Raw genomic sequence first — 23153 nt, forward strand, 5'->3', positions numbered from 1 at the left:
AATTACCCAAAATCTTCAATAACAATCAAAATCTATTAGCGTAAATCGTGCGTCTTTTGCTTTGAAAAAAAAGACGCACGATTAACATCACAAGTAATTGTAAATCAACCAGTACAGCAGGTTTACATCTTGTAAAAGAGCTTTAGCATTTCCAACTTTGTTTAACCTATTAATTGATGTGTTATGTTGGAGAAAAGCTATGGGTTGTTATTCTTTTTAAAACAACCAAAGAATCAAAATGAGGACCTCAGGTTTGTATACCTGAGAATTACGGTCGATGGAAAAGCCAAAGAGCTATCGACCAAACGCAAATGGGACCAAACGAAATGGAACCAGGCAACTGGTAGGGCTATTGGTACAAAAGAGGATGCAAAAGCATTAAACAGCTATCTTGATGCCCTCGCACTAAAGATCAACGAAGCTAAACGTAAACTGATCGAAAACTCAAAACAGGTTACCGCCCAGTTCCTCGTAGATTATTTAAACGGTACAGAGGAAAAAGGCAGATTGATCATCCAGGCTTTTAAGGACCATAATTCCAAAATGGAACTATTGGTGGGTACAGAATATGCTCCCGGCACGTTTATCAGGTACACTACAGCCTGTGAACACCTGCAGAAGTTTATCGAATGGAAATATTGCTGTGACGATATAAATATCAAGGACTTAGATTATGAGTTTATATCCAACTACGAATTTTGGTTAAAGGGTATCAGAAATTGTGCGCACAATACTGCCATGAAATATATCTCCAATTTTAAAAAGATTGTCCTTGAGGCATTAAAAAAGGGATGGATTTTAAGAGACCCATTTCTTGGATTTAAGACTACAAAAAGAGAGGTGATCAGAACAGCCTTAACGCAACAGGAAATAAATCGGATTAAGAATAAGAAATTTGCCATAGATAGAATTGGCCAAATTGCTGACATGTTCCTATTCAGTTGCTATACAGGCTTGGCTTACATTGATCTTAAACAGTTAAGGATCGACCAAATCATCACAGGGATTGACAAACAAAAATGGATCATTACCACAAGGCAAAAAACGGATACTGCAACAAGGTTACCCCTATTACCGACAGCACTGGAAATTGTAAACAAATATCGCGACCATCCGTATTGCATCGAAACAGGTGCTGTGCTGCCTGTACCATCGAACCAAAAATTAAATGCCTATCTTAAAGAGATCGCAGACATTTGTGGTATTACAAAAACCCTTACGTTTCACATCGCAAGGCACACTTTTGCAACAACGGTTACATTAAGCAATGGCGTTCCAATTGAAACTGTATCCAGGATGTTGGGACATAGCTCTATAAAACAAACACAACACTATGCAAAAATACTGGACACTAAGATCAGCCAGGACATGAAAGCCCTAAGAAAGCGGCTTGGTCACATAGGATAAAAATGAAAGCCAACTACTATTAGTTGGCTTTCATTTTCCTGTCTCAATCGTAAGTATTATCTGGCTTCCCAGACCCGGATGATAGGAAGGATTATAAAGTATGTAACCAAAATCGCTGAGTTGCGAAAGGTATTTATGGTAGGTCACATAGTTCCCTATTCTGGAAAGCTCCATGATCTTTTTCCGTGAAACACTGATGGGAATATTAAACTCCACCGTTTTCATCAGTTGTACGATGGCCATCAGTATGCCCAAATGCCAGACGTTAAGCCTCGGATCAGCAGCGTAACGATTCAAAATAACCTTCAAATTTCTAAATTCTGAACCTTCCATTCTCTTCCCCCGTTTTAAATAATCCTTCAACCTCTGATAAACGATAATACCAGGTGCCCTGTATCTTTACCGGGTTAAGCTTTCCGCTCACCCTCAGGTTTTGAAGGCTGCCCGGTGAAACTTTGAGAAGTTGCCTTACCTCCCCGCTCTTGATCCATTCCGGTTTATCTTCCTTGGTCCCAACCGCACCAAGCAGTATTTTGAGATCGTCCAGAAGCTGGAACCTTAATATCTGTAGATCTTCCTTCGTCACTATTTCCATACCCATAAATTCAATTATTCTAAACCAATAAACTCTATACTACTCGCCTCATGCTTATATTTCGAGGGCTGGTATCTTAGATATCCGGCATCGTTCAGATCGCCCACACATTTAAAATAAGTGCTACGGCTGGAGACTTTTGCCATAGGCATCACCTCGTAACTAAATACCCTGAACCTTTTTACCTGTCCGATCCTCTCCCATTGAAAAATCAATGCAATAAATACACTGATATGCGAAGGAGACAATCTTGGATCCTTTTCGGCATTTTTGATAAATGTGTTGATCATCCTGGCCAGTTCCATTATCCTAAATCAATATCTGCACCTTCAAATGCCCAGCTTTCTCCTGTTCCTGTGCACAATTTTCTGCCTATTTACCGGGGCTGCAATCTTATCCTGTTTGGAATTGATGGCGATCACCCGCCCAACAGTAATAGCCTCCTGCTTGTCAATATCAATCTTTTGCTGACTGGCATCATAGATATCGATCCTTTTCTCTGCCGGATTTGCTTGTAAATAACATTGGACCTTATTGCCATTCAGTGAAAGCTCGATTGCCATTCGCCTGCCCTCTTCCATTGACTTCAGGACTTCCTGTCTCGGTATTGAATGGCCACAGTTTTTTTCAATACGGTCCAATTCCTTTGTAATATCAAACCCATAGGTTGGGTGAAATTCATTGACCTGCATTTTCCCTTCTGCCTGGGATTGAAGCAGATCAAGCTGTTTCCAGACCATCTGCCTTTCGCCCTGTTCATTTTCATAGGTCGAAACAATCGGCCTGCCATTCAGAAAATTATAGGCTTGTGATGACGACAGCTCCGTAAAATCCTCCGTTGAAAAGTAGGCGGACGTTGTTTTCTCCGCTCCATTCAGTTCTGCATGCAGACCTTTTAGAAAATATGTCCCTGCGTTATCCTGTGCTATTTCTAACCTGTAATCCATCCTATCCTCCGCACTGAAGTTCCTGGAAGCTTGTAGTACCAGCTCTTTCTTATCCGACTGGACCTGCTCTTCCAGTTTTTTGATCACACTTTCAAACCCGCTCTTTACCAATGCAGCTTTAAGCGCACGTAAAGGATCGTGTACCGCTGGATTTTGGATACCTCCAAGGCTCCTTGACATTCGGTAGTGGTTGACCATCCTGTTGAACAGCCTGTTCCAAAATCCCGGAAAGAGTTTCTTTTCCAGTTCTGCATTCTGCTGTCTGACCAATCTTAACAATACTGCCACATCATCATCCCGTACATCTTTATATCGATGTATGACGCTGGAAGCATACCTCCACTTCTCTTCCTGGAATGGCCGGTTCTCCTGGAGCATATTGGGGAAGAGCTTCTCAAACCGCTCTTCCCTTTTATGCCAGCTATCCAGTTCTGCCCTTAACCTGCTGAATGCTGATATCATAGTCTCAAGTATTAGGATATACCCTGTGTTTTTTTACGCTTTGGCTTTTGAACTTTGGGACCACCTTCGCCATCTTCCCCGGCATTTGATGCCTTCATCGATTTGCCCTGCTCCTGTCCTTCCTTGGCCTCCTTTCCCTGTGAATGTCTGACACGGGTATTCCCATCATAGACATCGATGGTCTTGTACTTAGGATTGGCCTGCAGGAACCTTTTCTCTTCCTTGTCGCCGATGGTAAAAGTCACCTGCTGCCTGTTGCCCTTGTGTAGCGATTCGATCAGCTTATTCCTGTCCTCATCATTGCCCAATTCCTTGATGGGATGAACCTTCAGGGCTGCTTCCATATCATAGCCGTACTTTTCACTGAAGTATTCCTTTTTAAAGTTGCCGCTGGCTTCGGTTTCCTTAAAGTTGAGCTGCACCCAGCTATTGTAGGCTTCCCCTTGCCTGTTCACCAGGTCCTTATTGATCGCCCTGCCTGCCAAAAGGTTAAATGCCTCTTTAAGGGAGATATTGGTATTGATCCATTGTTTGGTGCCTTCCGGATCATCCGCTGTCCTTACCAAGCCTTCTTTCGGAGGGTTCTGGTGGAAGACCTGCTTTACCGCTTCCCCATTCTCCTTATTCAGCATCAGCTCATACTTATTGAAAAAGTAGTTGCCCTGGTCACTCTTGTTAAAGTGGAGCTGAGCCTCCACCTTGTCCCTGCCAAAGCTATGCTCATGAGCCAGGGTAAATTCGGGCTGCCCCTTTTCTAGCATCTCCTGCAATTTCACATCCATTGCATCCCCAAAACCTGCGAACTTGATCTGTTCCTTCAGGTATTCCAAATTGTCCTTTTTCATAACTATTAAATTTTAGATCTTAACTGTAATTGGTATCTCTATTGAGTTTTCCACCTCGTTCCCGAATACGTCCCATCCCTGCAAACTGCTTCCCTTGTCCCCATCCACCTGCCTGGCAAACAGTTCCACCCTTGGCAGGTCACCGAACAATGTCACTATGCGCTTCCTGATCTCATCCGGCTTTTCCGAATGCCTGCCCTTTCTGCTGACCAATACCTGCCTTACACCTTTGGATAGCCTTTTCAGGGGTTTTCCCTTGGTAAAGAGCAGCACGATCTCCGCATTCGCCCTGGTATAGTAACCCATTCCGCAGAACAGGTTGTCATTGTTCCTGTTCTGCTTGATCCAGGTAAAAGCCACCGTCTTATAGGTAAATCCCCAGCTTTGCGCCAGTTCAAAAGCCTGTTGCAGGCATGGGAAGGTTGCCCATAACAGCAGTACACTATTCGTGCTGCTGATAGCGCCTACGTCCATACTCTTGAGGTAATCCAAGCCTTGTGTTTGGTAATGGTTGTCAGGGCTGCGCCCTTTTCCTTTATCGCTCCAAACCCTGTAGTTCCACGGAGGGTCTGCGTACACGATGTCATACTTCCTCAACTCCTTTCCCACACCACATCATTTTTCCGGTAATCGTTATTAGCGTACAGCTTTTGCTTTCAGGATATGTTTGTTCTTCAGTAACAGTTCCAGGTGCCTGCCGCCATTTGCTTCCATCAATTGGATGATAAGCACCTTCTTATCGGGAATGGTAAGTTTCCGAATGGCCAGTACAACGGTCTGCGCCGAGTTGTTTCGGATGTTATCGGCATTGCCCTGTACATAGGCCGGCGTGATCTCGATCTCCTGGCTGGCAGTTCGCTTTGAACGCTTTTTATCGCGTACAAATAGCCTCAGCAGGTTGATATCATAATTTATCGGCGAATTGTTCTCCAGCTTTAATTGCAGGTAGAGATACTGTTCAAATACAAATACCCCGGTCACCTGCAGGCCGATATCATGTTGGCTTTCCGTTAGCCTTTTTACAGTGGGCTTTCTATCGAAAACCTTACCGGCATTCGTTTCCACCTCTCCCGTAGTTGCATCCCTGGAGAATACGGCCAATTGCTCAGGCGCATATTTTTTTGCAGTTACCCTAATGGTCAGCGCTGTTGGTTTATCCGTATAGCTTAACAGGTAGGAATACAGGCTTCCGTCAGCAGTGACCACCGTCAGGTTGGTTTCCTTAAAGCCAATGACCGCTGCCTTCACCTGGAGTATATTCTCTACGCCGATAGCTTTCTGCACCAGTATGTCCTGGCTGCCCCTGTCCACACTCCTGATCGCATAGGGGAATACAATATTGGTGGTCTTACTGTAGGTGACCGCCAGTCTTACCGGCTGGATAACCGAGTTGTCTACACTTGTCCCGGATTGTCCGAATACGGTAAATGCCTGTAGCAGCATCACCAAAATCCCTAACATCATTTTCACTTTCCTTTTCATACACTTGGAATTTTTATGGTTTAAAAATTAGTTCTGTAGTTTTTGCTTTTCATCCTTCAACAGCACCTGGTAGCCTGCCTTGATATTGACCCTGACCAGCTTGACCTTTTTGGAGAATAGCGATTTGGCGGCCTCAATGCCAGCCCCGGCAGCCTGTGCCCCGAAAGAGGGATCTAAGGTGGCCATCCCAATATTCTGTATCGACCTGTCGGCCGATGACTTGGCCACATCCCTGCTGATCGCGCCGGGTATATAGATACCGTCCAGGCCATCTATATCATATACTGAAAGGGAAACGGGGAAAAGGGAATTGCCGAAGCGAATACCATCCACCTTGATGCCCAGCCTTTCACCGGCAAGGTTGGCCACGCCAAATACGAACTGGCCGCTTGGTATCAATACACCGTTGATATACACGTCATCGGTCAGCCTCAGCTTAACGGTCGCTCCCGAGACAACGGTCTGGTCCCCGTGGATGACCGCAGTCACAGAGTTTTGTTCTTCAGTTTCATTGTTTTCATCAAGCGAAAAAAAACTATTGCCGCTTTTTTCAGTACCTACCTTTGATTCCAGTGTGGTAAGTGGATCTTTCGGCCTGCCCTTTTTAATGGCAAAGACCTGTCCCTTTTTGCTTTCCGAATGCTGGCGGAGTTTTTCCTGTACGCGCTCCGGATGTTGCAGGTCGAGAATGCTCTCCAACATGCCATTGATCTGCTGCATTTCGGGATCGGCCTCCGTTTTGCCCATTGCGGCTATCATTTTTTCCAGCCTTTCTATCTCCCCCTTGTTGGTTGCAGGAGTAGCCTTATTATAACCGCCTGACTGTTGGGCATTGCTGTTCATGGCCATGTCCAGTTCTCTCAACTTTTGATATACCTTCTCCTCATTGGGATTAGCATAGCCCATACTGTTCGCATTAACATAGCCAAGACCGCCAATGCCGGTCTGGAACTGCGCCTCCCCCATCGGCTGCTGGTAATAGGGATCGGTCTTCATTTGGTCTCTGATTTTAGCTGAATCTGCATTGGCATCGTCATAGTAGGCCATCTTGTCCAATGATTTTTCCTTCTGGAAGCTGGCGTTGGGCAGTTCCAGGTTGATCCCTTTTCCTGTTGCAGTTTCACTGGCCATTCCCTTTTGACCACCTCCGAGCGCCCAGAATATCATCGTCAAAAATGGCAATGTGATGAGCGGCAATACAAGCAAAAATTTTTTCTGCCTTTCCCCCCTGATACTCTTCTCTTCTTTCATTTTTCCTGTTTTAATTGAAACCTAATTGCTTTGTTTTACTTATTTACCTTGACACTATCGGTCGGTAGTCTGGGTACAGAAATCTCCGACCATTCCATACCTTTCTTGCCCGGGCTTCTGATCATCCTGTGGATGAAGAAGGCGCTGCCCATCCCGACGAACAACAGGAGCACCAGGATCTTTTGCCATCTGCAAAGCCTGTTCGCATACCTGTTCAACCTCTCGCATAGCTTCGATAGCCTTAGCTCAACTGTTTCTTTGATCTTTGTTTTCATCACTGCCTGTTTTGAATTTTGATATCCCTGTTTTCCACCGTTGCCCATCTTTCGATCAGGAATCCATGTGGGTTGTTATCACTCTTGGAAACATTTCTGAGCCGCCCTTCTGTGACCAACAAGCGGTAAACCGTACTGGTGGCCCTGACCAGGTTCTGTGTGGCAAAGCACCTGAACCGGTAGGGATGGCTGTCCATATTCAGTTGGATACTGTCCACGGTGATCTGCTGGCTGATATTGCCCGCTATGATGCCCGAATAGTAGCCGTTCTCCTTCAGGTTATCATACTCCCGCTTTGCTGAGCCATCGGCCAGGTATAGTGCCCTGGTCAGGTTGGCCTGTATGACCTTATCGTCCGGATCAAGGGTAAAGAAGAACTGGTGAAAGGTCGTGATATGGTCACGGGCCTCCACCGGGATATTGTCCTTTCTGCCCGCCGATATTGCTTCCAAGGCCTTTCCGTTGACCAGCAGGTAGATCCTGTCCTGTGCTTCGGTGACCATGGTATAACTGGTATAGATGGCAAATGCGCTGAGCAGGAAACAGCAGGTGATGATCAGCATCGAGAAGCCGCGTACATGCCTGAATGCAGTATCAATATTTTTCATTTTCTGGAACATATGCTATTGGTTTTTGTGTTAGGTATTACCGCTGATCTTCTTTCCCTGGTGGCTGTTGTCGGGTGTACCGCTATAGCCATCCATAAAATGTTTGGGAGCGGCAAGGATGTTTCCGGTCGTTTCCATTGCCCTGCCCCCCGTAGCCATTCCTGCGCTCTGGGCAGCATGGGTGGTTGCGGAGAACATAGAGGTGACCTTTTGCTGCATCGCACCACCAAAACCTGCATTGACTATAAAATTGGCTACCGATGGTACGGTAAAATAACCGACGATACCGATCAGCATAAAGATGAGATACCCGGTATCGCTGGCACTGAACACGGTCTTGCCCTGCTCTTCGATCTGGCCGATATCCAGGGTGATCATTTTCTCCTGTACCTTTCCGATGATGGCCCCGAAGATATTGGCGACCGGCAGCCATAGGAATACATTGAGGTACCTGGCGATCCATGAAGTCAGCGAATGCTGGAACCCGTCAAATACCGCTATCCCGAAGACCAATGGGCCGAGTATGGCCAGCACCACCAGTTGGAAGGTCCTGAGCGTATTGATGCAGAGGGCCGCCGCCTCAAAGATGATCTGTAGCAGTTCGCTCAGGTATTGCTTCACGGAGTTTCTCATCCGGTAGGCCATCTTATCCAATGCGAACCTGAGGTCGTTGGCAGGCGTTCCCAACAGGGATTCATCCGAGGGGTTCTCTTCATAAGTATAGCGATACCACTCATCCCGGTCCCCGTTACCATCCTCTCCCACATAGATCTTCCAGTACTTGCTGTTCTTTAATGCCTCTTCCTTATGTTTAAGCAGTGTTTCGATGGCCTTATTCGAACCCTGGACCATAGAGGCCGTTGCAGTTACCGTGGGTTTCATCACACCGTTGATTATTCCCAGCACAGCCGGAAATGCCGCAATGCAGATTCCCATGGCAAATGGCGTGAGCAATGGATAGAGATCAATTGGTTCGGCATTGGCTATATGGCGCCAAACACGATAGGCAATGTACCATAAGGCACCAAATCCCGCTATCCCCTGCGCCACCCCTATGAGCTGCCCGCACATGGGTATCATCTCGTCATATAGCTGGTCCAGTACGCCGTTGAGGCCACTGATGCTGCCGGCTATCCCGTCCTGTGCATGGACGATAATGGGACAAAACATCCCTGTTGCCATCATTACGATGGCAGTTACCACTCTTTTCATATTGTTGTTTTTTTAGTCCCTGATCCCGTAGATAGTTTTGAGCTGCCCGCCCTGCACCTGTTCATGCCGCCTTTGTGATGCCAGGACTGAGGTACTGTTGTTGAAACTGCGCAGGAACTGTAGCTTGTCCCGCATGTCCAGGTACAACCTGTCGATGGCCCTGATACGCTCATCATCCGACATCCTGAGCTTTCCGGCAGTGACCACGTTGGTCAGCTCTTCCATATTATTCAGGCTTCTTTTGAGCAGGTTATTATAGACCCCGCCCAGGTATTGCAGTTCCGATGGCCTGAATACGTTGACCTGTCGAAAACCTTCGTACGCCCTTTTGTATTCCCTGACCAGTATCAACTGGTAATTGACAATATCTGCCACTTTACGGTAACGTCTGACTGCCGGGCTTACCTGCATGAGTCCGTCCATAAAAGCCTGGTGGAGGCTGAAATTTCCCTGTGAAATATCGTTTATACTCCCATAGCCTGAGCTCACCACCTGGTATCCGCGCTTCATGTCACTGAGCACTTGCTTAAGTTGGGACAGCTTCTCTACATTGAGGATCAGTTGCTGCACCTCCTGGCTCTGGGCCTGTGACGTTCCATAGCATAGGAACATGCCCATTATCATTACGACTATCCTTTTCATCACTATCTTATTTTATCCCGTTGATCATTTTTGATTGTTTGAGCTGTTCAGCTTCCGCTTTTCGCTCAGAAATAAGGTTCATCGTGGAGGCATGGAAATTCCTGGCAAACCTGTAATGGCCCTTTGCCTGCTCCCAGATAAGGTCCAGCCGCTTTATCCGCTGGTCATCGCTCATCTGGAGCCTGCCATTTGTGGTCAGGTCTTCCAGTTCATCGAGCGCAGCACTTACCTCCCTTAAAAATTTGGTACATACCTGTTTGGTATATCTTTTTTCCGTTGGCACGAGTTGGCCAGAATTTTGGCAGTTATTGGAAAGTGCCTCCAGGTATTGGATAGCCCGCTGCTCCAGCAGCATGGTTTCCCTCACTTTTTCTGATCCTGCAATGGCCGGATGTACGGTGCCCAGCGAACCGAAATAAGCACGGTGCAACCCGAACTCTCCATCCTTAAATCCTTCAATAGCTCCCAGTCCCGACCGGGCAATGCTATAGCCCTTGGACAGGTAACTGCCATAGACCTTCAGTGCCGCGATCTGTTCGATGAGGTATTTTTTCTGCGTGTTTTTCTGGTTGAACCACTCTGCCCATGTCTGGGCTTTTACCGCAGTTAAACCAAGCAGGGAGACCAATAGTATCATTGTTATTGCTTTCATCTCGTTTGTTTAAAGTTTAAAACCCTTTTTCTTTTTCACCTGTTGACCGGAAGGAACTATAGCTGCGATGACGGCCGCTTTTGCGGGGACCGGCTTGTCCTTCAGTTCTAGTTCCACACTCCTGATCCTGCCGTACCTGTTCCCGAGTGTAATGCTCATCTTAGGGACATGAAAACTGCCATTTTTCAGTTCCACAGGCATCCATGCATCAATATGATCTTTATCAGTGCCATCCCATCTTAAATAGGTGTATAAGGTTATCCCCTTATCTAGGGCCTTTTCCCTTCCCAATACGACCTGTTCCATGTAGGCCAGCATGCTTTCTTTCAATCCACCTGTGTACTCTGCATTGACATGGAACATCCGGTCATACCCCTTTTCATTCATTTCGGAAACAAATTCGTCCAGCGCTTCAAGTATCCCGTTCATCCCTGCACTATTTAATACCGTAAAGTTTGCTGACCGTTTCCATATCCCCTTTTTGCCTGGCCCTTGAAAAGCTCACCTGCACGTTCTGCCTGTTGAAACGGACGATATCACGATAGGTGACTTCCATTTTCACCGCCGCATCCTCGATTAGTTCCAGCCGCTGGGCATCGCTCATCTGCGTTCGGAAAGAATTGGCCACCATGTTCAGTTGGTCCAGGTGTTTCAGGCTTTCCGATAGCACCCCGGAATAGACTTTGGAGATATGATCCAGTTCCGATGCAGAAAAATTGTTGTCAAGGGTAAAGCTGTTCATCCCTCTTTTGTATTCCCGGACGATCCCCAACTGGACCGTAGTTACCTGTTTGATGCGCTGGTAGTAGCTGATGACCGCCCTTACCTTTTTGAGTTCATCATAATAGCCGCTGTACAGGTCACGCTGTTTCTGTGTCCAGTCCGAAATTTCTTTAAGCCTTATTTTGGCCATATTATTCTCCAGCGTCTTTTGTGCGTTCTGTAGCCAGATAACCTTGTTCTGTTGACGCTGTATCTTCAGGTCAGCCGCCTTGACCACTTTCTTGATCGCCCCGGCAATGATATCTGCCAGTCCCAGTTGGGCATTTGCATTTCCCGCGGACTGGAACACCAGCAGCATTAGAATTGCTCCTACTTTTAATATTCTACACTTTCCCATAATTCCTATTTTAGATTTCCATTCCTGATTTCCTCTGCCATTGCCGCAATGCCTTTTCTGATGTCTCCACCAAAACGTTTGGTAAAACCGGCCAGCCTGACCTTTTCGGACTGTTCCGTGGTATAGGCCAGGTATTCTTCGATACTTACCTCGGTGCGGTAAACCTTGCTGAGCATCCCGCCAAGACTGATAAACACCTCCTTATATTTTTTTGAAGGATCGTTGGCCTTGTTCACAGAAAGCACGAGTGCCTTTTCTTTTTCGGTAAGCCCCATCAGTTCCTGGATCTGGTCAAACTTGTTCTGGTATTTGCTTTGGTCGAGCAGTATCTTACAATCACTGTTATTGATAATGGCCTGCTTGACTACAGGCGAGGAAATGATGTCTTCTACTTCCTGTGTAACCACGATGGCCTCCCCGAAGTATTTTCTTACCGTCTTGAACAGGTATTTGATGTATTCTGCAAAGCCTTCCTTCATCAGCGCCTTCCATGCCTCTTCGATCAGGATCATCTTGCGCTGCCCCATCATCTTGCGCATCTTATTGATGAACACTTCCATGATGATGATGGTCACCACCGGAAACAGTATCGGATGGTCCTTGATATTATCCAATTCAAAAACGATAAAGCGTTCCTGTAGAAGGTCCAGGTTCTCTGTCGCGTTGAGCAGGTAGTCAAACTCACCACCCTTATAATAAGGCCTGAGCACATAAAGGAAGTTGTCGATATCAAAATCCTTTTCCTTAACCTTGTCAAAGCGGAGTATGTCCACATATTCATCCCTCAGGAACTCAAAAAAACTATCGAAGCAGGGAAATATTTCACTGTTGGCTTCCAGGTGTTCATAGTATCCCCCTATGGCATTGGACAGTGCCACGTACTCGCTTCGCTTAAACTCCTCATCATCCTTTTTCCAGAGCGCCAGTAGCAGGGTTTTGATACTTTCCTTTTTTTCGGTGTCCAGGCTGTCGCCCTCGCCGATATAGAACGGGTTGAACCTGATGGGATTTTCTTCGCTATAGGTAAAGTAGTAGCCCTTGACCATATCGCAAAGCCCCTTATAGCTATGTCCTACATCCACCAGGACGATATGGGTGCCCTGTTCATAATAGCTGCGCACCATATGGTTGGTAAAAAAGGATTTACCGCTTCCCGATGGCCCGAGGATAAATTTATTCCTATTGGTACAGATACCCATTTTCATGGGCTCATCACTGATGTCGACATGCACTGGCTTTCCCGTCAGACGGTCGCCAAGCCTGATACCTATCGGGCTTAGTGAGGTCTTATAGCCCGTTTCGAGATTGAGAAAGCAGGCAGCCTGTTCTGCGAACGTATCAAAAGTGTCGTTCATCGGGAAGTCCGCCGCATTGCCCGGCATGCCCGCCCAGTAGATCTGCGGCGCTCCAACGGTTTCCTCCTTGGCCACCGCATCCATCTGCGCCAATGCAGAGGAAACCATATTCTTAAGGTCCTTCAGCTCTTCTTTATGATCCGTCCAAACCAGCACATTAAAATGTGCCTTGACCGGCAAGCGCTGCTGTCCGATTGCTTCATTCAGGAAGTCGTTGGTCGCATCCCTTGATATGGTATTCTCCCTGCTGTAGGCAGAAAGCGACTGTAGCCTCAGGCGTTTGGACTCGAGTCTCGATAGTGTTTTCTGTGCGTCTTCGATGAAGATGTACTGGTTATAGATATGGTTACAGGGTAGCAGTTGGCCCAGTGTTGAGGAGAACCCTACGCTGAACTTGGTCCTGTCCGTTGAATACCTTTCGTAATTTATCCGTGAGCCACATAATGACGGCAGGTCCTCGGCGTCCGAAAGCGTATAGAGCTGGCAATGCTGGCCGCCAACCTGGATGCCATCCTTAAAATCGATATCCCTGACAAGGATATTATTCAGGTTGTCCGAAAGTGAGCAATACTTTTCAATAATGCCTACCTGCCGCCTTTGGCTGAGCAGGTCCGGCTCCTTAAATCGCTCAAGCACTGCATATCCGCTGTCCTCCAAGATTCGTTTGAACTGGCCTGCACCATCCAGGAAGTCCTGCAGCATTTGTTTATTGACCGTCTGTTCCGGTACAATGGATCTGCGGAGCAGACTATTGAACATAGAACTGGCAGCTTTTCTGTTTGAAGGTTTTTGGGTAAGCATGATGTAACAGCTATGGTCCAGATAGGGACGCTCGTTAAAAAAATGGTCACTGCTCCTTGACAAAAAACTACCTGATGACCTTTCAAAATCCGGTCTGAAACTGCTTTGGATGAACCAGTCCTGTTTGTGCAGGACTGTATGCCTTGGCAACACTTTGATGGCCTTGATCCAGGCATGGTGGAATGCTTCGTATTCCTGGTCGCTCATGGTAAATATCTCCGGCAACCGGGCCTTGAATACTATGGTAATATCTCCTTTCCTGCTCAGGATACAATCATGTTCTATTCCGGAAAGGGGAAACAGTTCTTCCATCATCTTTTCCATATCTCTTCTATTATTACTTCAATCAATTTTCTATTATCTTCATCCCGGGGCTACATTCTTTCATATAGAATAGAGCTGCCGGGCATTTCCATGCCTGGCTTTTTTATTGTCCGACATGCCAATTTGCGTTCTTCTGCTATAACTTTCTGCGCTTTGCCCTTCTTGGATGGACAACCTTTTTAATGGCCTCCCGCAACCTTTCTACTCTTGCTTTCAGTTCCTTTTTGATGGGATAATCCCTGATAAATTCCTTGTCGGGAAGCCCCATTGACCGCGCTACCCAAACCGGGTCGAGCTCGATAGTTGGTGGGAGCGCAACTTTTATAATCTGTTTATTGCTAACTGGCATATCATTATTAATTACCCCTCGCTTGATGGGATCATACCGGAAGCTGTAAGAAAAATCATTATCCAAAAAACCGGGTTCAAGATCTTTGATCAGGAGTACACACTTTTGATCTTCTACAGACCTTAGTTCTCCATTCTGTAGATCGACAATAAACCTTTCACCATTGATATCGATCTCCGGCAACTTTCCCGAAACCCGTTCGAGAAATCCATTGTAGTTCGGGTTGAGCAGTTCCAGGTCGGTCATTGCTTTGAGACTTTCAATAGAAACCCCATACTTTTTGGCCATCCCTTCAGGGTCCAATACTGTTAATGGTGGTATCGTAATGGTTGAACTTTCCGCTGGCGGGTCCAGTTCACATGGCCAGTTCCTGTATCCGGGATGGTAGCACATCGTATAATGGGTACCATGGTCCCGCATATCGCTGAACAGGATGATATTGGACGGATCTTCCTTTTCGATCAGAGATTGCGAATTGATTTCTATATAGGACTTAGTTCCCTTGATCTCATGCAAGGGCAATTTTTCCAAAGCGATGATATTAGAAGGATCAGCATGCGCTATGACCTTACCAAAATCCATGTCAATGTAAAAAAGACCCTTATAGCCGATATCGATCCTATTTTCCATTTACCATAAGTTGTTTAGGATTAACAAAATGCTTCCTGGAATAACTCCTGATGGCTTTGGGTGTACTCTTCCTTGCTAACGCCTTCATAAGCCCATGCTCTCCATACTTCCTGCTCATGGCGTATACCTTGATGAACAGGAATGTTCCCAGCACCGCGATCATAGCGATGCAGATATACGATGGGATACCAGCGATGTACATGGCTGCATAAATGATGAGCAGCGCAAGTACACCACCGCACAGGTACCATATGTACTGGGCCTTCAATCCCTTAAATTCAATGGACTTATTGATGCCCTTGTTGATCTTATAAATACTGTTTGCCATAATCTAAACTTTTAAATCCCTATCCCTCTTTTTCTTTCCGGCTGTTTTATGTGTGGTTGATGTAGTAGCTTTATCTCTCCCAGATTCACAGCTTTGGCCGGGGAGATCAACGGAACTATCCTGACCTCCGGCTTTTCTTTCAGCTCCAGCTTTTTATCCTCCGCACGTTCCTCTTCCATCATCCTTGCCTGAATCTTCACTGATATCTCCCTTTCCAGTGAGGCCAGCTCTGTTTTCATAGCAGCCAGCTCCCCTTCCTTTTCAAATGGCTTGCCCACGATCTTTTCGGTCATAGCCACCTGTGAACTTAGCTCGCCCATTTCCTTTTCATATTTTTCCCTTAGGACAATGACCCTGTCAATCGAGTTGAGGAAATGTCGGGCGGCCAGCTTGGGATTATCCATATTCGGGAAGCCCTTGTTATAGGTATATTTGATCCCGGTATCGGGGCTTTCGGCATAAAAGGTGTTGTCCCTGATATAGGTTTCCTTGCCGTTATCTGTTCCTGCATAAAAGTGCTGCTCCTGTATATGGAGATGAAAACCGTACAGCGTACCCACCCTGTCGGGCTGCCCCGACCTCCAGTTCTTTTGAAGGCCAATCAGGTACATGCCTACTTCTTCGGCACTGATAAATTGTTTGCCGATGATCTCTATGGGGTTGAGTTTTGCGCCATCCTTGTCCGGCATCACCCTTTGGGTATAGGACTGTTCGTCGACTTTAAGTTTTTCAAGTGTCTGGCTACAGTTCTCCCTGTCCTTGACCAGGCTGTCCAGCTGGTACCTAGACCTGGATATCTCCCTGAAATGCGCTTTTTTGAGCCCTTCCATCACGGCGATCTTTTTCTCCAGCTTGGACTTCTGCAACAGGCTGGTATCGCCCGATAGAACGGCGATATATTCGGCGAAATTCATTCCGCTCTTTTCGTCAATGGAACCCTCGTCGATGCTGCGCACGTTCAGCTCGGAGTTCTTCATCTGGCTGATGAAGGTCTGCTTGTTCTTCAGCAGGTTGAACTTATAGTTGTCCAGTGACTGCTCCACGGCGTAGATATAGTTCCTGACCTTATTGTTCTGGAACAGTTTGGCCAGCAGGTTGCCCTTTCTTGCGCCCCTGCCATTACGCTGCTCAAATTCCGATGGCTTCCAGGGGATGTCCAGATGGTGCATGGCCGCAATCTTCTTCTGGACGTTCAGTCCCGTGCCTGCCTTTGAAGTGCTTCCGATGAGTATCCGGATGGTGCCCTCATTCATCATCTTGAACAGTTCAGGCCTTTTCTTATCGCTCCAGTCATGGATAAAAGTGACCTCATGGGCCGGTATGCCCATATCCCTGACCAGTTTTTCCTTCATGGCATCATAGAGGTTGAACTCGCCTGGCTTAGGTGTGCCCAGGTCGCTGAAAATTATCTGCGTACCCCTATGCTCGTTGGTCTCCCTGTATATCTCCAGCACTTTCCTGGCGCAGGTATTGACCTTATTGTTGGGATGGTCGGCATATGCTTCATCGATCAGGCGCATATCTGCGGCCATCTTTTTGGCATAATTGGTAGCGATCAGCATCCTTGCATTATCCTCGCTATCGGAGAGCGGCGCACGCCCCAATAGTGTACCGTTACCCGTCTTTGCAAAATGCATCAGCTTTTTGCTGAAGGCCAACTGTTCCGGCGTCATCGGGATATTGATGAGCGCTTCCTCGATCTCCGGCTTGTCCAGGTTGATATGCCTGGCCGTTTTATAATCGGTGATCTCGTTATAGAACATCGCCAGCTCCGGCACCTTGATAAAATGGCGGAAACGTTCCTTGGCGATGATCTGGTTGGTCACCGAGAACTCAAAATCTGTGGTCTTTCTTGCGAATACGGCAGCCCAGCCATCGAAGTTCTGTATCTGCTGGCGCTCCATTTCCCTTGGACGGAGATACTTGAACAAAAGGTACATTTCCGTTAGACTATTGCTGATGGGTGTTCCGGAAAGAAAGGTCACGCACAGGTCGGCTTCAAAGCGTTCCTGCAATGTCCTTACCGCAAAAAGCATATTCAGCGCCTTCTGGCTACCTTCCACATTGCCCAGGCCCGCAACCCGGTTATGGCGCGTGGTAAAGGTCAGGTTCTTGTACATATGGGATTCATCTACAAAAAGGTGGTCGATGCCCAATTCCTTAAAGTTGATCTCCATATCCTGCCTGTCCTCGATCTGCTCCCGGACAGCCTTAAGCTTGTTTTCCAGGTTGGCCTTTCTGACCTCCATCCCCTTGAGCATTGAACGGGACACATCCCCGCCGATTCTTTTGAGTGTTTCCAGGTCGGCTTCGATATTATCGATCTCCTGCCCGAATATCAGCTCCTGTATTTCGGGAGACTGCGGGATCTTGCCGAACTGATCATGGGTAAGGATGATACAGTCCCAGTTATTGTTCTTGATCTCATGGAAAAGCCTTAGCCTTTTAGCGGGTGTAAAATCAGTTTCCGTTGGCGCCAGTATCCTTGCATTCGGGTAGGCCTTACGGAACTCCTTCCTGATATCGTCCACATTGGCCTTCAGTGCAAGGATGGCAGGCTTGTGGACTACGCCAAGGCGTTTCATCTCATAGGCTGCCACGATCATCGTTAGGGTCTTGCCCAGTCCTACCTCATGGTCGACCAGTGCACCACGGTTCTGGATGATGCGCCACACCCCGTTTTTCTGGGATGAATACAGATCGTCGATCTCCAGCGCCTTGAGGTCAAGGCCCGGGAACTTCAGATGGCTGCCATCATATTCACGCAGCACATAGCAATTGAAGGTATCGTTATACAGTTCTTCCAGCAGCTTTTTATCGGCCAGTGACTGTTCCTGTAGCCAGTCCAGGAACTGGTTGCGTATGTTCTCTATCTTCTGGTGGGCTAGCTGTATCGCCTCATTGTCCGGCCTGCGGATCGTACCGCCCTCCCCATCCGATACCTCATAGGTATAGAAAGGTGCGGTGTTCTCCAGGGCATGCTCTAGTAGCGTATAGCCATAGGTCGCCCTGCCATTGATCGGCACCACTGCATATTCCTGGAGTACTTTAGGATTATTTGCCCTGACAGCTGCTTTGAACGTATCCACAGATGGGAAATAGGTGACCGTCGTATCCGTCTCGAACAGTTCCGTTGCAAAGCGGTTATAAAAATCTACGGGTATCCAACGCTCACCGAGGTTGAAGTCCAGTAGTTCAAATGGTATCTTCTCCGGCTGTACACGAATTATGGCCTCCAGGCTCCTTTGGTACTGCGGATTTTCTGGATTATCCTTCGCATGGATTTCTGCTCGTTGCAGTTTGGCCACCACATTGCCCGAGAGATAATGGTCGGCGGTCTCCCATTGACCGTTAGCAGGATTGAGGTAGATATGATTGCCCAGGTCACGAACGACCTGCTCCTCTTCCATTCCGGTTACGCTGGACATAAAGGCGATATCAACCGACCCTTTCTCGTTCAGGCAATAGGCCAGTGCCTCCAGCGCATCTTCCGTCCGGAACAGTTCATCGGTCTTCTGGACCGATTGATGAAGGATATCGGATTTGACGAACTGCTCACCTTCCTTTCTTTCCAGGGAGGAAAGTATCGTAAAGCCATAGGCGCTGTCATTGCCGATCAGCCTGCGGTTGAATGCTGTATTGAGCTGTCCGAAACGCTGGCTGAATGCTTCATAGCTCTGATTAAGTGCCGTACGCTCAGCTTCCGTTACCTCTGACCCGTCAACTTCCTTTGCTGCCAGTTCGAGGTAGCTGTCCCTTAAACGGATGTAGGTTTCAAAAAATCCATGATGGTTAACAGATATGTCCACCGGGTGGAAATCTGCGGATAGGTTTTCATCCAGCATGGTCACATAACCAAGCTGGCCCTGGTTAAATACCAGTGTTCCGTCCCTGTAATAGCTTTTAAGGCCGCTCGCCCTTCCCGTATGGCCCTGCTCCAGCCGAAAGCCAGCCTCCAGGGTCTTGTCACCTTCATATTTATACCTGTAGCCGAACTTGCGCAGTTCACTTGACAGATGGTCCATGACATTGCCCAGCTCCGTTGCATTCAGCCATGTGGGCGTGAATTTGATCTCCGATACATTGGATTGCAGTCGGTACACGTATTTGGAACTGCCCTTGAACTTTGCCGTTAACAGAAGAAAACTGTCATGCGTGGGATTGGCCGCAGTCCGTATTGTACTGATGACCCTTGCGGTATCCGCATTGATGCGTTCGCGGTCATTGAGACTGAGGTAGGCTTGTGCCTTATTGCTCTGCGCAGGTGCCTCTACCGTATCGAAAAGCCCCAACTGTACCATAGCACCTTCCGTTTCCTCTTTGGGAACTTCCAGAAAAGTAAAGACCCGCTCCATTGAGGCCATGTTCAGGCCCAACTCCAGTTGCAGGTTCTGAAAACGCTCCGGGTTGAAATTGGTAGCGATGTCCTCTTCCAATATTTGGGACAACTTTGCGCTGATGGACTCCAGTTCACCTTCCTGCCAAACGGATTGGTTGACCTTGCCGTATTGGTTGGTCCCCGCTGATACACGGTTGCCCACGATCAGTTCTGGAACAGATCTCAGGTAACTATTGATGGTAAATTTGCCCAGTTCATTCTCCGCTTCAGTGGTTTTGAGCAGTAGTTTTTCCGTAAGGCTCAATTCCTGCTTGTTGTCATTTCTCTGGACAATGAGCAGGTGGTTGGGCGCTTCCGTATTACCGGTCTCCTTCATCAGGTTATCGGGCATCACCACTACGCTCACCAGGTCCGCCCTTTCAAACAGGTAATCCCTGGCCTCCCTGTTACTGCTGCTGTTCAGAAAGGCATCGGTAGTGATATAGGCCAATAGCCCGCCATTGCCGATCTTCTGTAGCCCCTTTGCAAAAAAGTAGTTGTGTATCTTATCGGTAACAGTTTTATCCCTTAGATCGGGATCATATACCGTGAAATTGCCGAATGGGATATTGCTGACGATCAGGTCATACCTGCCATCGTCATTGGTCGGTGCTTCCTCCAGTCCCTGATTATAGACCTTTACCGGGACTGCGCTTACCGAACTTACGGCAGCGAGTACCTTAGAGGTGAGAAAATCTTTTTCGACACCCGTGATCTTTTGAACTTTATTGAAATGCGTTGTGGCGCTATTGATAAATACGCCCGATCCGCTGCTCGGCTCATAGACACTGCTGGGCTGGATGCCTTTTGCAGCAAGTGTGCTGTAGAGCACATCCGGAACGAATGCAGGGGTATAGAAGGCGGAAAGAATACTGTTCTTTACAGAACTGATGGCCTTGCGGTAATCGGGTTCTGAAAGATGTGCCTGCAATAGCTCATGCAGTTCCATCATCTTGCCATGCAGTTTCTGGTCGGCTTCAGATGCGCCCAGCTTCTGCCATTCTTCGATGGGCGCCTTTGGGAAAAGCACGGCTTTGATACCGCCAAATCCGGAAAACGTTTGCAGTATGGCCATATCCCCAGCCGACAGCTTTCTCCCCTGCTCCCATTCCAATGCGATCCTGATCGCCTCTACGTTCGCCGTTAACTTTTTTAGAGAATTGTAAGCCATACTGCACGTTTTTCCGTTTCACTTCAGGGCAATAGCTGCCCGTTACTGCGTTTTGCAGTCCAATTATTTTATTCCGTAAATGCTGGTTATTGTTCTTCCAGGTAGATGACCATTGTGCCGGTGATCTCGTAGCGCAGTTCCCTGCTTTCTTGATTTGCCGTACTGAACCCATGTTTTTCAAATACGGGCAGGCAGGGTTCCAGCATATTGAGCAGTTCATAGGTGAGTACGCCCATCCTGCTAAATCTTGCGAACGCTTCTTCGAATTCCTCTGCCATTATCACATACAGGTAGTTGTACTTTGAGGGTTTCAGTTCTTCGGTCAGCCTTGCCATGCACAGCTCGATAATGGTGTGTCTGGCATGTTGCTCGGAAAGCAGGCTGCCCATATATGGGGCAATGCCCTCTACCTTGTCTTCCAAATATTGCCTGAGCGAATAGCTTTCCTGCAGGCTGGCCAAAAGGTCCGGGTTGTTGATGCTGATATAGCTGCCCAGTTTTTCGATCAATAGCTGTTGCATAACCTTTGACTAAACGCCGAAAAATGATTTGATGACCGTGGCCACTACGACCAAAAACACGCAGCTACCGAACCATGCGGCCGCTACCTTTCCCGTATCGGGATCGCCGCTGTTCCATTTCTGATAAACTTTCACCGCACCGATCAGCCCAAGGATGGCGCCGATGGCATACATCAGGCTGGTTCCTGAATCGAAATAGCTCCTGACCTTCATATTTGCCTCGTTGATGCCCGCCAGCCCGTCCTGGGCCTGTAGGCTATTGGAAATGGCCAGCGCCATCACCAATAGTACCGCTATCCTTAATTGCTTTTGCCCTGCACACTTTTTCATATTCACTGATTTATGTTCTGATGTCGTTTTCTTCTTTGTTTCCGCAATTCCTCCCTGCCATTTGCAGAGAGGCGCGGAAATCGACAGCCGCCTTTGCTATCCCACCCTATATATCCATTGCCCTTGCGCACGGGGAAGAAAGGGGACTGTCCTACCTGGCCGGACCTCCACGATCCTGTCTGCACCAATTCCAACCTATCCGGTCCAGGTAATTTTTAGCGGAGCAGTGTGTTCCATATACGCTCCAACTCTCCCTCACTGAGCACCACTCCGCATAGCTCTTGGCTATGTTGTATCAGGTAATTATTGATCGCTACCCGGTAGGCAGGCTTGCGCAGCCCGCTGTAGTTGGCCAGCCTTTGCTGGAACTTTTCCAAAAGCTCCTGTTTGGTGGCAGTTTTGCCTGCCCTTTCCAGGATAGCGTAGCGGAGGTCCTGTACCACCGCTTCCAGTTCATCCATCGATGAAATATCTTCCGTATCTTCAATTATCGTTTCAGTTTCTTCGGCACTGTTATAGTTCCTGTTCTTCAGTGAGTGGATAAAACCCGTAAGGTCTTTTCTGTACTTCAATCCGATCGTCAGGTAATAGGCAACTACCAATACCCCAACCGCTCCCAGGTATTCCGCCCATGTCACATTACTTAGCATAATTCAATATTTAGGTTTTCAAATCACCAGCGCTACTATTGCTCCGCTGACAACACAAAGGTGGGAAGATGCCGAAGGGTAAATTCACAATCTGTACCGTAGTCGGTAAGATTTATTTTAGGCAGTAAATGAGCTGGATTTGGAAGGATTAGTAGCATTAATTATTCAAATATTCAGAAATACCGAGTTTATACCGTATTCGGTAAAATGAATTATTACGGATCGATAAGTAATTTATTAAGTTTGTCTACCTACTAAGAATATTGTACAACTAAATTTTTATCATGAAAACTTTCGTAACATGGGAAGAAATCCTTTTACAAGAAGAGAATTTACGTAATGCTATAATGCATGGCGATGTACAGGCACTTGACATCTTATTACATGATGACCTGCTCTTTGTTCTGCCCGGAGGACAGGTGGTTACTAAAAAAATTGATCTGGATACCTATCGGGATGGACGACTGAAAATTTCAGCTTTTGTCCCTGCTGTAGAAACACTGAATATTATAGAGGATACGGCAGTGATCCAATTAATTGTTGGTTTAGAAGGTGAATATGATGGCGCAGCATTTAAACAGCAATTCAGATATGTGCGTTTCTGGAAAAAGCTGGAGGATGGCATCAGGGTAATTGGAGGAAGTGGGACTGCCCTTTGATTGCTCGGCGAGAAGAACTAGTAAATTGAAAATTTACACGAAACGGCAATAACTGATCCTACAGATCATTTAACAAAATTCAATATTCTAAATTATTCTGCACTGAAGATCATACGATTTCTTCCATTCTCTTAATCAACATTTCCCTCATTCTATCTA

At 47.1% G+C, this 23153-nt stretch carries 23 protein-coding genes; 2 read left to right on the forward strand and 21 right to left on the reverse strand.

The window, feature by feature from the left end:
* The first annotated feature begins 183 nt into the window (after positions 1-183).
* Positions 184-1407, forward strand: coding sequence for a site-specific integrase (locus B3I52_RS06850; protein WP_293299800.1), 1224 nt, complete (start codon positions 184-186; stop codon positions 1405-1407).
* A 30-nt stretch (positions 1408-1437) separates the two neighbouring features.
* Here B3I52_RS06850 and B3I52_RS06855 read toward each other — a convergent pair whose 3' ends face one another.
* The 21 genes from B3I52_RS06855 to B3I52_RS06955 form a co-directional block, all read right to left on the reverse strand.
* Positions 1438-1740, reverse strand: a complete 303-nt coding sequence (locus tag B3I52_RS06855) for a hypothetical protein (protein WP_293299802.1) — start codon at positions 1738-1740, stop codon at positions 1438-1440.
* Complete coding sequence (locus B3I52_RS06860; protein ID WP_293299803.1) at positions 1721-2008, reverse strand: helix-turn-helix domain-containing protein; 288 nt, start codon at positions 2006-2008, stop codon at positions 1721-1723. The genes B3I52_RS06855 and B3I52_RS06860 overlap by 20 nt, the downstream gene beginning before the upstream one ends.
* A gap of 8 nt (positions 2009-2016) precedes the next feature.
* Complete coding sequence (locus tag B3I52_RS06865; protein WP_293299805.1) at positions 2017-2307, reverse strand: hypothetical protein; 291 nt, start codon at positions 2305-2307, stop codon at positions 2017-2019.
* 24 nt (positions 2308-2331) lie between these two features.
* Positions 2332-3411 (reverse strand): hypothetical protein, encoded by a 1080-nt coding sequence (locus B3I52_RS06870; RefSeq protein ID WP_293299807.1) that lies wholly within the window; start codon positions 3409-3411, stop codon positions 2332-2334.
* Between the two features lie 11 nt (positions 3412-3422).
* Positions 3423-4256: a hypothetical protein gene (locus tag B3I52_RS06875; protein ID WP_293299809.1), complete on the reverse strand. Its 834-nt coding sequence runs from the start codon at positions 4254-4256 to the stop codon at positions 3423-3425.
* 12 nt (positions 4257-4268) lie between these two features.
* Positions 4269-4853, reverse strand: a complete 585-nt coding sequence (locus tag B3I52_RS06880; RefSeq protein ID WP_349678674.1) for an MT-A70 family methyltransferase — start codon at positions 4851-4853, stop codon at positions 4269-4271.
* A gap of 39 nt (positions 4854-4892) precedes the next feature.
* Positions 4893-5738 carry a conjugative transposon protein TraN gene (gene traN, locus B3I52_RS06885; protein WP_293299812.1) on the reverse strand — a complete coding sequence of 282 codons (846 nt, stop codon included), beginning with the start codon at positions 5736-5738 and terminating at the stop codon, positions 4893-4895.
* A gap of 27 nt (positions 5739-5765) precedes the next feature.
* Positions 5766-6989: a conjugative transposon protein TraM gene (traM, locus tag B3I52_RS06890; RefSeq protein WP_293299814.1), complete on the reverse strand. Its 1224-nt coding sequence runs from the start codon at positions 6987-6989 to the stop codon at positions 5766-5768.
* A gap of 274 nt (positions 6990-7263) precedes the next feature.
* A complete protein-coding gene (traK, locus tag B3I52_RS06895; protein WP_293299816.1) occupies positions 7264-7884 on the reverse strand; it encodes a conjugative transposon protein TraK in 621 nt (206 codons plus the stop codon).
* Between the two features lie 18 nt (positions 7885-7902).
* Positions 7903-9084, reverse strand: a complete 1182-nt coding sequence (traJ, locus tag B3I52_RS06900) for a conjugative transposon protein TraJ (protein WP_293299818.1) — start codon at positions 9082-9084, stop codon at positions 7903-7905.
* A gap of 12 nt (positions 9085-9096) precedes the next feature.
* The gene (locus tag B3I52_RS06905) at positions 9097-9726 is read right to left on the reverse strand and encodes a TerB family tellurite resistance protein (protein WP_293299820.1); all 630 of its coding nucleotides are present in this window, start codon (positions 9724-9726) and stop codon (positions 9097-9099) included.
* A gap of 7 nt (positions 9727-9733) precedes the next feature.
* Entirely contained in the window at positions 9734-10378 is a 645-nt protein-coding gene (locus B3I52_RS06910) for a hypothetical protein (RefSeq protein WP_293299822.1), read from the reverse strand.
* A gap of 9 nt (positions 10379-10387) precedes the next feature.
* On the reverse strand, positions 10388-10807 hold the full coding sequence (locus tag B3I52_RS06915; RefSeq protein WP_293299824.1) for a hypothetical protein: 420 nt from the start codon (positions 10805-10807) through the stop codon (positions 10388-10390).
* Positions 10808-10814: 7 nt separating this feature from the next.
* Positions 10815-11498, reverse strand: a complete 684-nt coding sequence (locus B3I52_RS06920) for a conjugal transfer protein TraI (protein WP_293299826.1) — start codon at positions 11496-11498, stop codon at positions 10815-10817.
* 5 nt (positions 11499-11503) lie between these two features.
* Complete coding sequence (locus tag B3I52_RS06925; protein ID WP_293299828.1) at positions 11504-13978, reverse strand: TraG family conjugative transposon ATPase; 2475 nt, start codon at positions 13976-13978, stop codon at positions 11504-11506.
* A 136-nt stretch (positions 13979-14114) separates the two neighbouring features.
* A complete protein-coding gene (locus tag B3I52_RS06930) occupies positions 14115-14957 on the reverse strand; it encodes a hypothetical protein (RefSeq protein ID WP_293299830.1) in 843 nt (280 codons plus the stop codon).
* Complete coding sequence (locus B3I52_RS06935; protein WP_293299832.1) at positions 14947-15285, reverse strand: DUF4133 domain-containing protein; 339 nt, start codon at positions 15283-15285, stop codon at positions 14947-14949. Before B3I52_RS06935 ends, B3I52_RS06930 begins: the two co-directional genes overlap by 11 nt.
* Before the next feature lie 11 nt (positions 15286-15296).
* Positions 15297-20834 (reverse strand): helicase-related protein, encoded by a 5538-nt coding sequence (locus B3I52_RS06940; RefSeq protein WP_293299834.1) that lies wholly within the window; start codon positions 20832-20834, stop codon positions 15297-15299.
* A gap of 86 nt (positions 20835-20920) precedes the next feature.
* Entirely contained in the window at positions 20921-21355 is a 435-nt protein-coding gene (locus tag B3I52_RS06945) for a DUF1896 family protein (RefSeq protein ID WP_293299836.1), read from the reverse strand.
* A gap of 9 nt (positions 21356-21364) precedes the next feature.
* Positions 21365-21634: a DUF4134 domain-containing protein gene (locus B3I52_RS06950; RefSeq protein WP_414691873.1), complete on the reverse strand. Its 270-nt coding sequence runs from the start codon at positions 21632-21634 to the stop codon at positions 21365-21367.
* Between the two features lie 266 nt (positions 21635-21900).
* Positions 21901-22335, reverse strand: coding sequence for a hypothetical protein (locus tag B3I52_RS06955; RefSeq protein WP_293299839.1), 435 nt, complete (start codon positions 22333-22335; stop codon positions 21901-21903).
* Positions 22336-22619: 284 nt separating this feature from the next.
* Here B3I52_RS06955 and B3I52_RS06960 point away from each other — a divergent pair, with 284 nt between their 5' ends.
* Positions 22620-22994 (forward strand): nuclear transport factor 2 family protein, encoded by a 375-nt coding sequence (locus tag B3I52_RS06960; RefSeq protein ID WP_293299841.1) that lies wholly within the window; start codon positions 22620-22622, stop codon positions 22992-22994.
* The last annotated feature ends 159 nt before the right edge of the window (positions 22995-23153 follow it).

The organism is Pedobacter sp. UBA4863, from assembly GCF_002399615.1.
Lineage (GTDB): Bacteria > Bacteroidota > Bacteroidia > Sphingobacteriales > Sphingobacteriaceae > Pedobacter.

What these genes read in the sequence shown, in the direction of transcription:
- traK (WP_293299816.1), bottom strand. Translation starts at nt 7,884, where the DNA reads ATGTTCCAGAAAATGAAAAATATTGATACTGCATTCAGGCATGTACGC.
- B3I52_RS06860 (WP_293299803.1), bottom strand. Translation starts at nt 2,008, where the DNA reads ATGGGTATGGAAATAGTGACGAAGGAAGATCTACAGATATTAAGGTTC.
- B3I52_RS06960 (WP_293299841.1), top strand. Translation starts at nt 22,620, where the DNA reads ATGAAAACTTTCGTAACATGGGAAGAAATCCTTTTACAAGAAGAGAAT.
- B3I52_RS06930 (WP_293299830.1), bottom strand. Translation starts at nt 14,957, where the DNA reads ATGGAAAATAGGATCGATATCGGCTATAAGGGTCTTTTTTACATTGAC.
- B3I52_RS06945 (WP_293299836.1), bottom strand. Translation starts at nt 21,355, where the DNA reads ATGCAACAGCTATTGATCGAAAAACTGGGCAGCTATATCAGCATCAAC.
- traM (WP_293299814.1), bottom strand. Translation starts at nt 6,989, where the DNA reads ATGAAAGAAGAGAAGAGTATCAGGGGGGAAAGGCAGAAAAAATTTTTG.
- B3I52_RS06875 (WP_293299809.1), bottom strand. Translation starts at nt 4,256, where the DNA reads ATGAAAAAGGACAATTTGGAATACCTGAAGGAACAGATCAAGTTCGCA.
- B3I52_RS06865 (WP_293299805.1), bottom strand. Translation starts at nt 2,307, where the DNA reads ATGGAACTGGCCAGGATGATCAACACATTTATCAAAAATGCCGAAAAG.
- B3I52_RS06915 (WP_293299824.1), bottom strand. Translation starts at nt 10,807, where the DNA reads ATGAACGGGATACTTGAAGCGCTGGACGAATTTGTTTCCGAAATGAAT.
- B3I52_RS06905 (WP_293299820.1), bottom strand. Translation starts at nt 9,726, where the DNA reads ATGAAAAGGATAGTCGTAATGATAATGGGCATGTTCCTATGCTATGGA.
- B3I52_RS06870 (WP_293299807.1), bottom strand. Translation starts at nt 3,411, where the DNA reads ATGATATCAGCATTCAGCAGGTTAAGGGCAGAACTGGATAGCTGGCAT.
- B3I52_RS06910 (WP_293299822.1), bottom strand. Translation starts at nt 10,378, where the DNA reads ATGAAAGCAATAACAATGATACTATTGGTCTCCCTGCTTGGTTTAACT.
- B3I52_RS06855 (WP_293299802.1), bottom strand. Translation starts at nt 1,740, where the DNA reads ATGGAAGGTTCAGAATTTAGAAATTTGAAGGTTATTTTGAATCGTTAC.
- B3I52_RS06925 (WP_293299828.1), bottom strand. Translation starts at nt 13,978, where the DNA reads ATGGAAAAGATGATGGAAGAACTGTTTCCCCTTTCCGGAATAGAACAT.
- traN (WP_293299812.1), bottom strand. Translation starts at nt 5,738, where the DNA reads ATGAAAAGGAAAGTGAAAATGATGTTAGGGATTTTGGTGATGCTGCTA.
- B3I52_RS06950 (WP_414691873.1), bottom strand. Translation starts at nt 21,634, where the DNA reads ATGGCGCTGGCCATTTCCAATAGCCTACAGGCCCAGGACGGGCTGGCG.
- B3I52_RS06955 (WP_293299839.1), bottom strand. Translation starts at nt 22,335, where the DNA reads ATGCTAAGTAATGTGACATGGGCGGAATACCTGGGAGCGGTTGGGGTA.
- traJ (WP_293299818.1), bottom strand. Translation starts at nt 9,084, where the DNA reads ATGAAAAGAGTGGTAACTGCCATCGTAATGATGGCAACAGGGATGTTT.
- B3I52_RS06920 (WP_293299826.1), bottom strand. Translation starts at nt 11,498, where the DNA reads ATGGGAAAGTGTAGAATATTAAAAGTAGGAGCAATTCTAATGCTGCTG.
- B3I52_RS06850 (WP_293299800.1), top strand. Translation starts at nt 184, where the DNA reads ATGTTGGAGAAAAGCTATGGGTTGTTATTCTTTTTAAAACAACCAAAG.
- B3I52_RS06935 (WP_293299832.1), bottom strand. Translation starts at nt 15,285, where the DNA reads ATGGCAAACAGTATTTATAAGATCAACAAGGGCATCAATAAGTCCATT.
- B3I52_RS06940 (WP_293299834.1), bottom strand. Translation starts at nt 20,834, where the DNA reads ATGGCTTACAATTCTCTAAAAAAGTTAACGGCGAACGTAGAGGCGATC.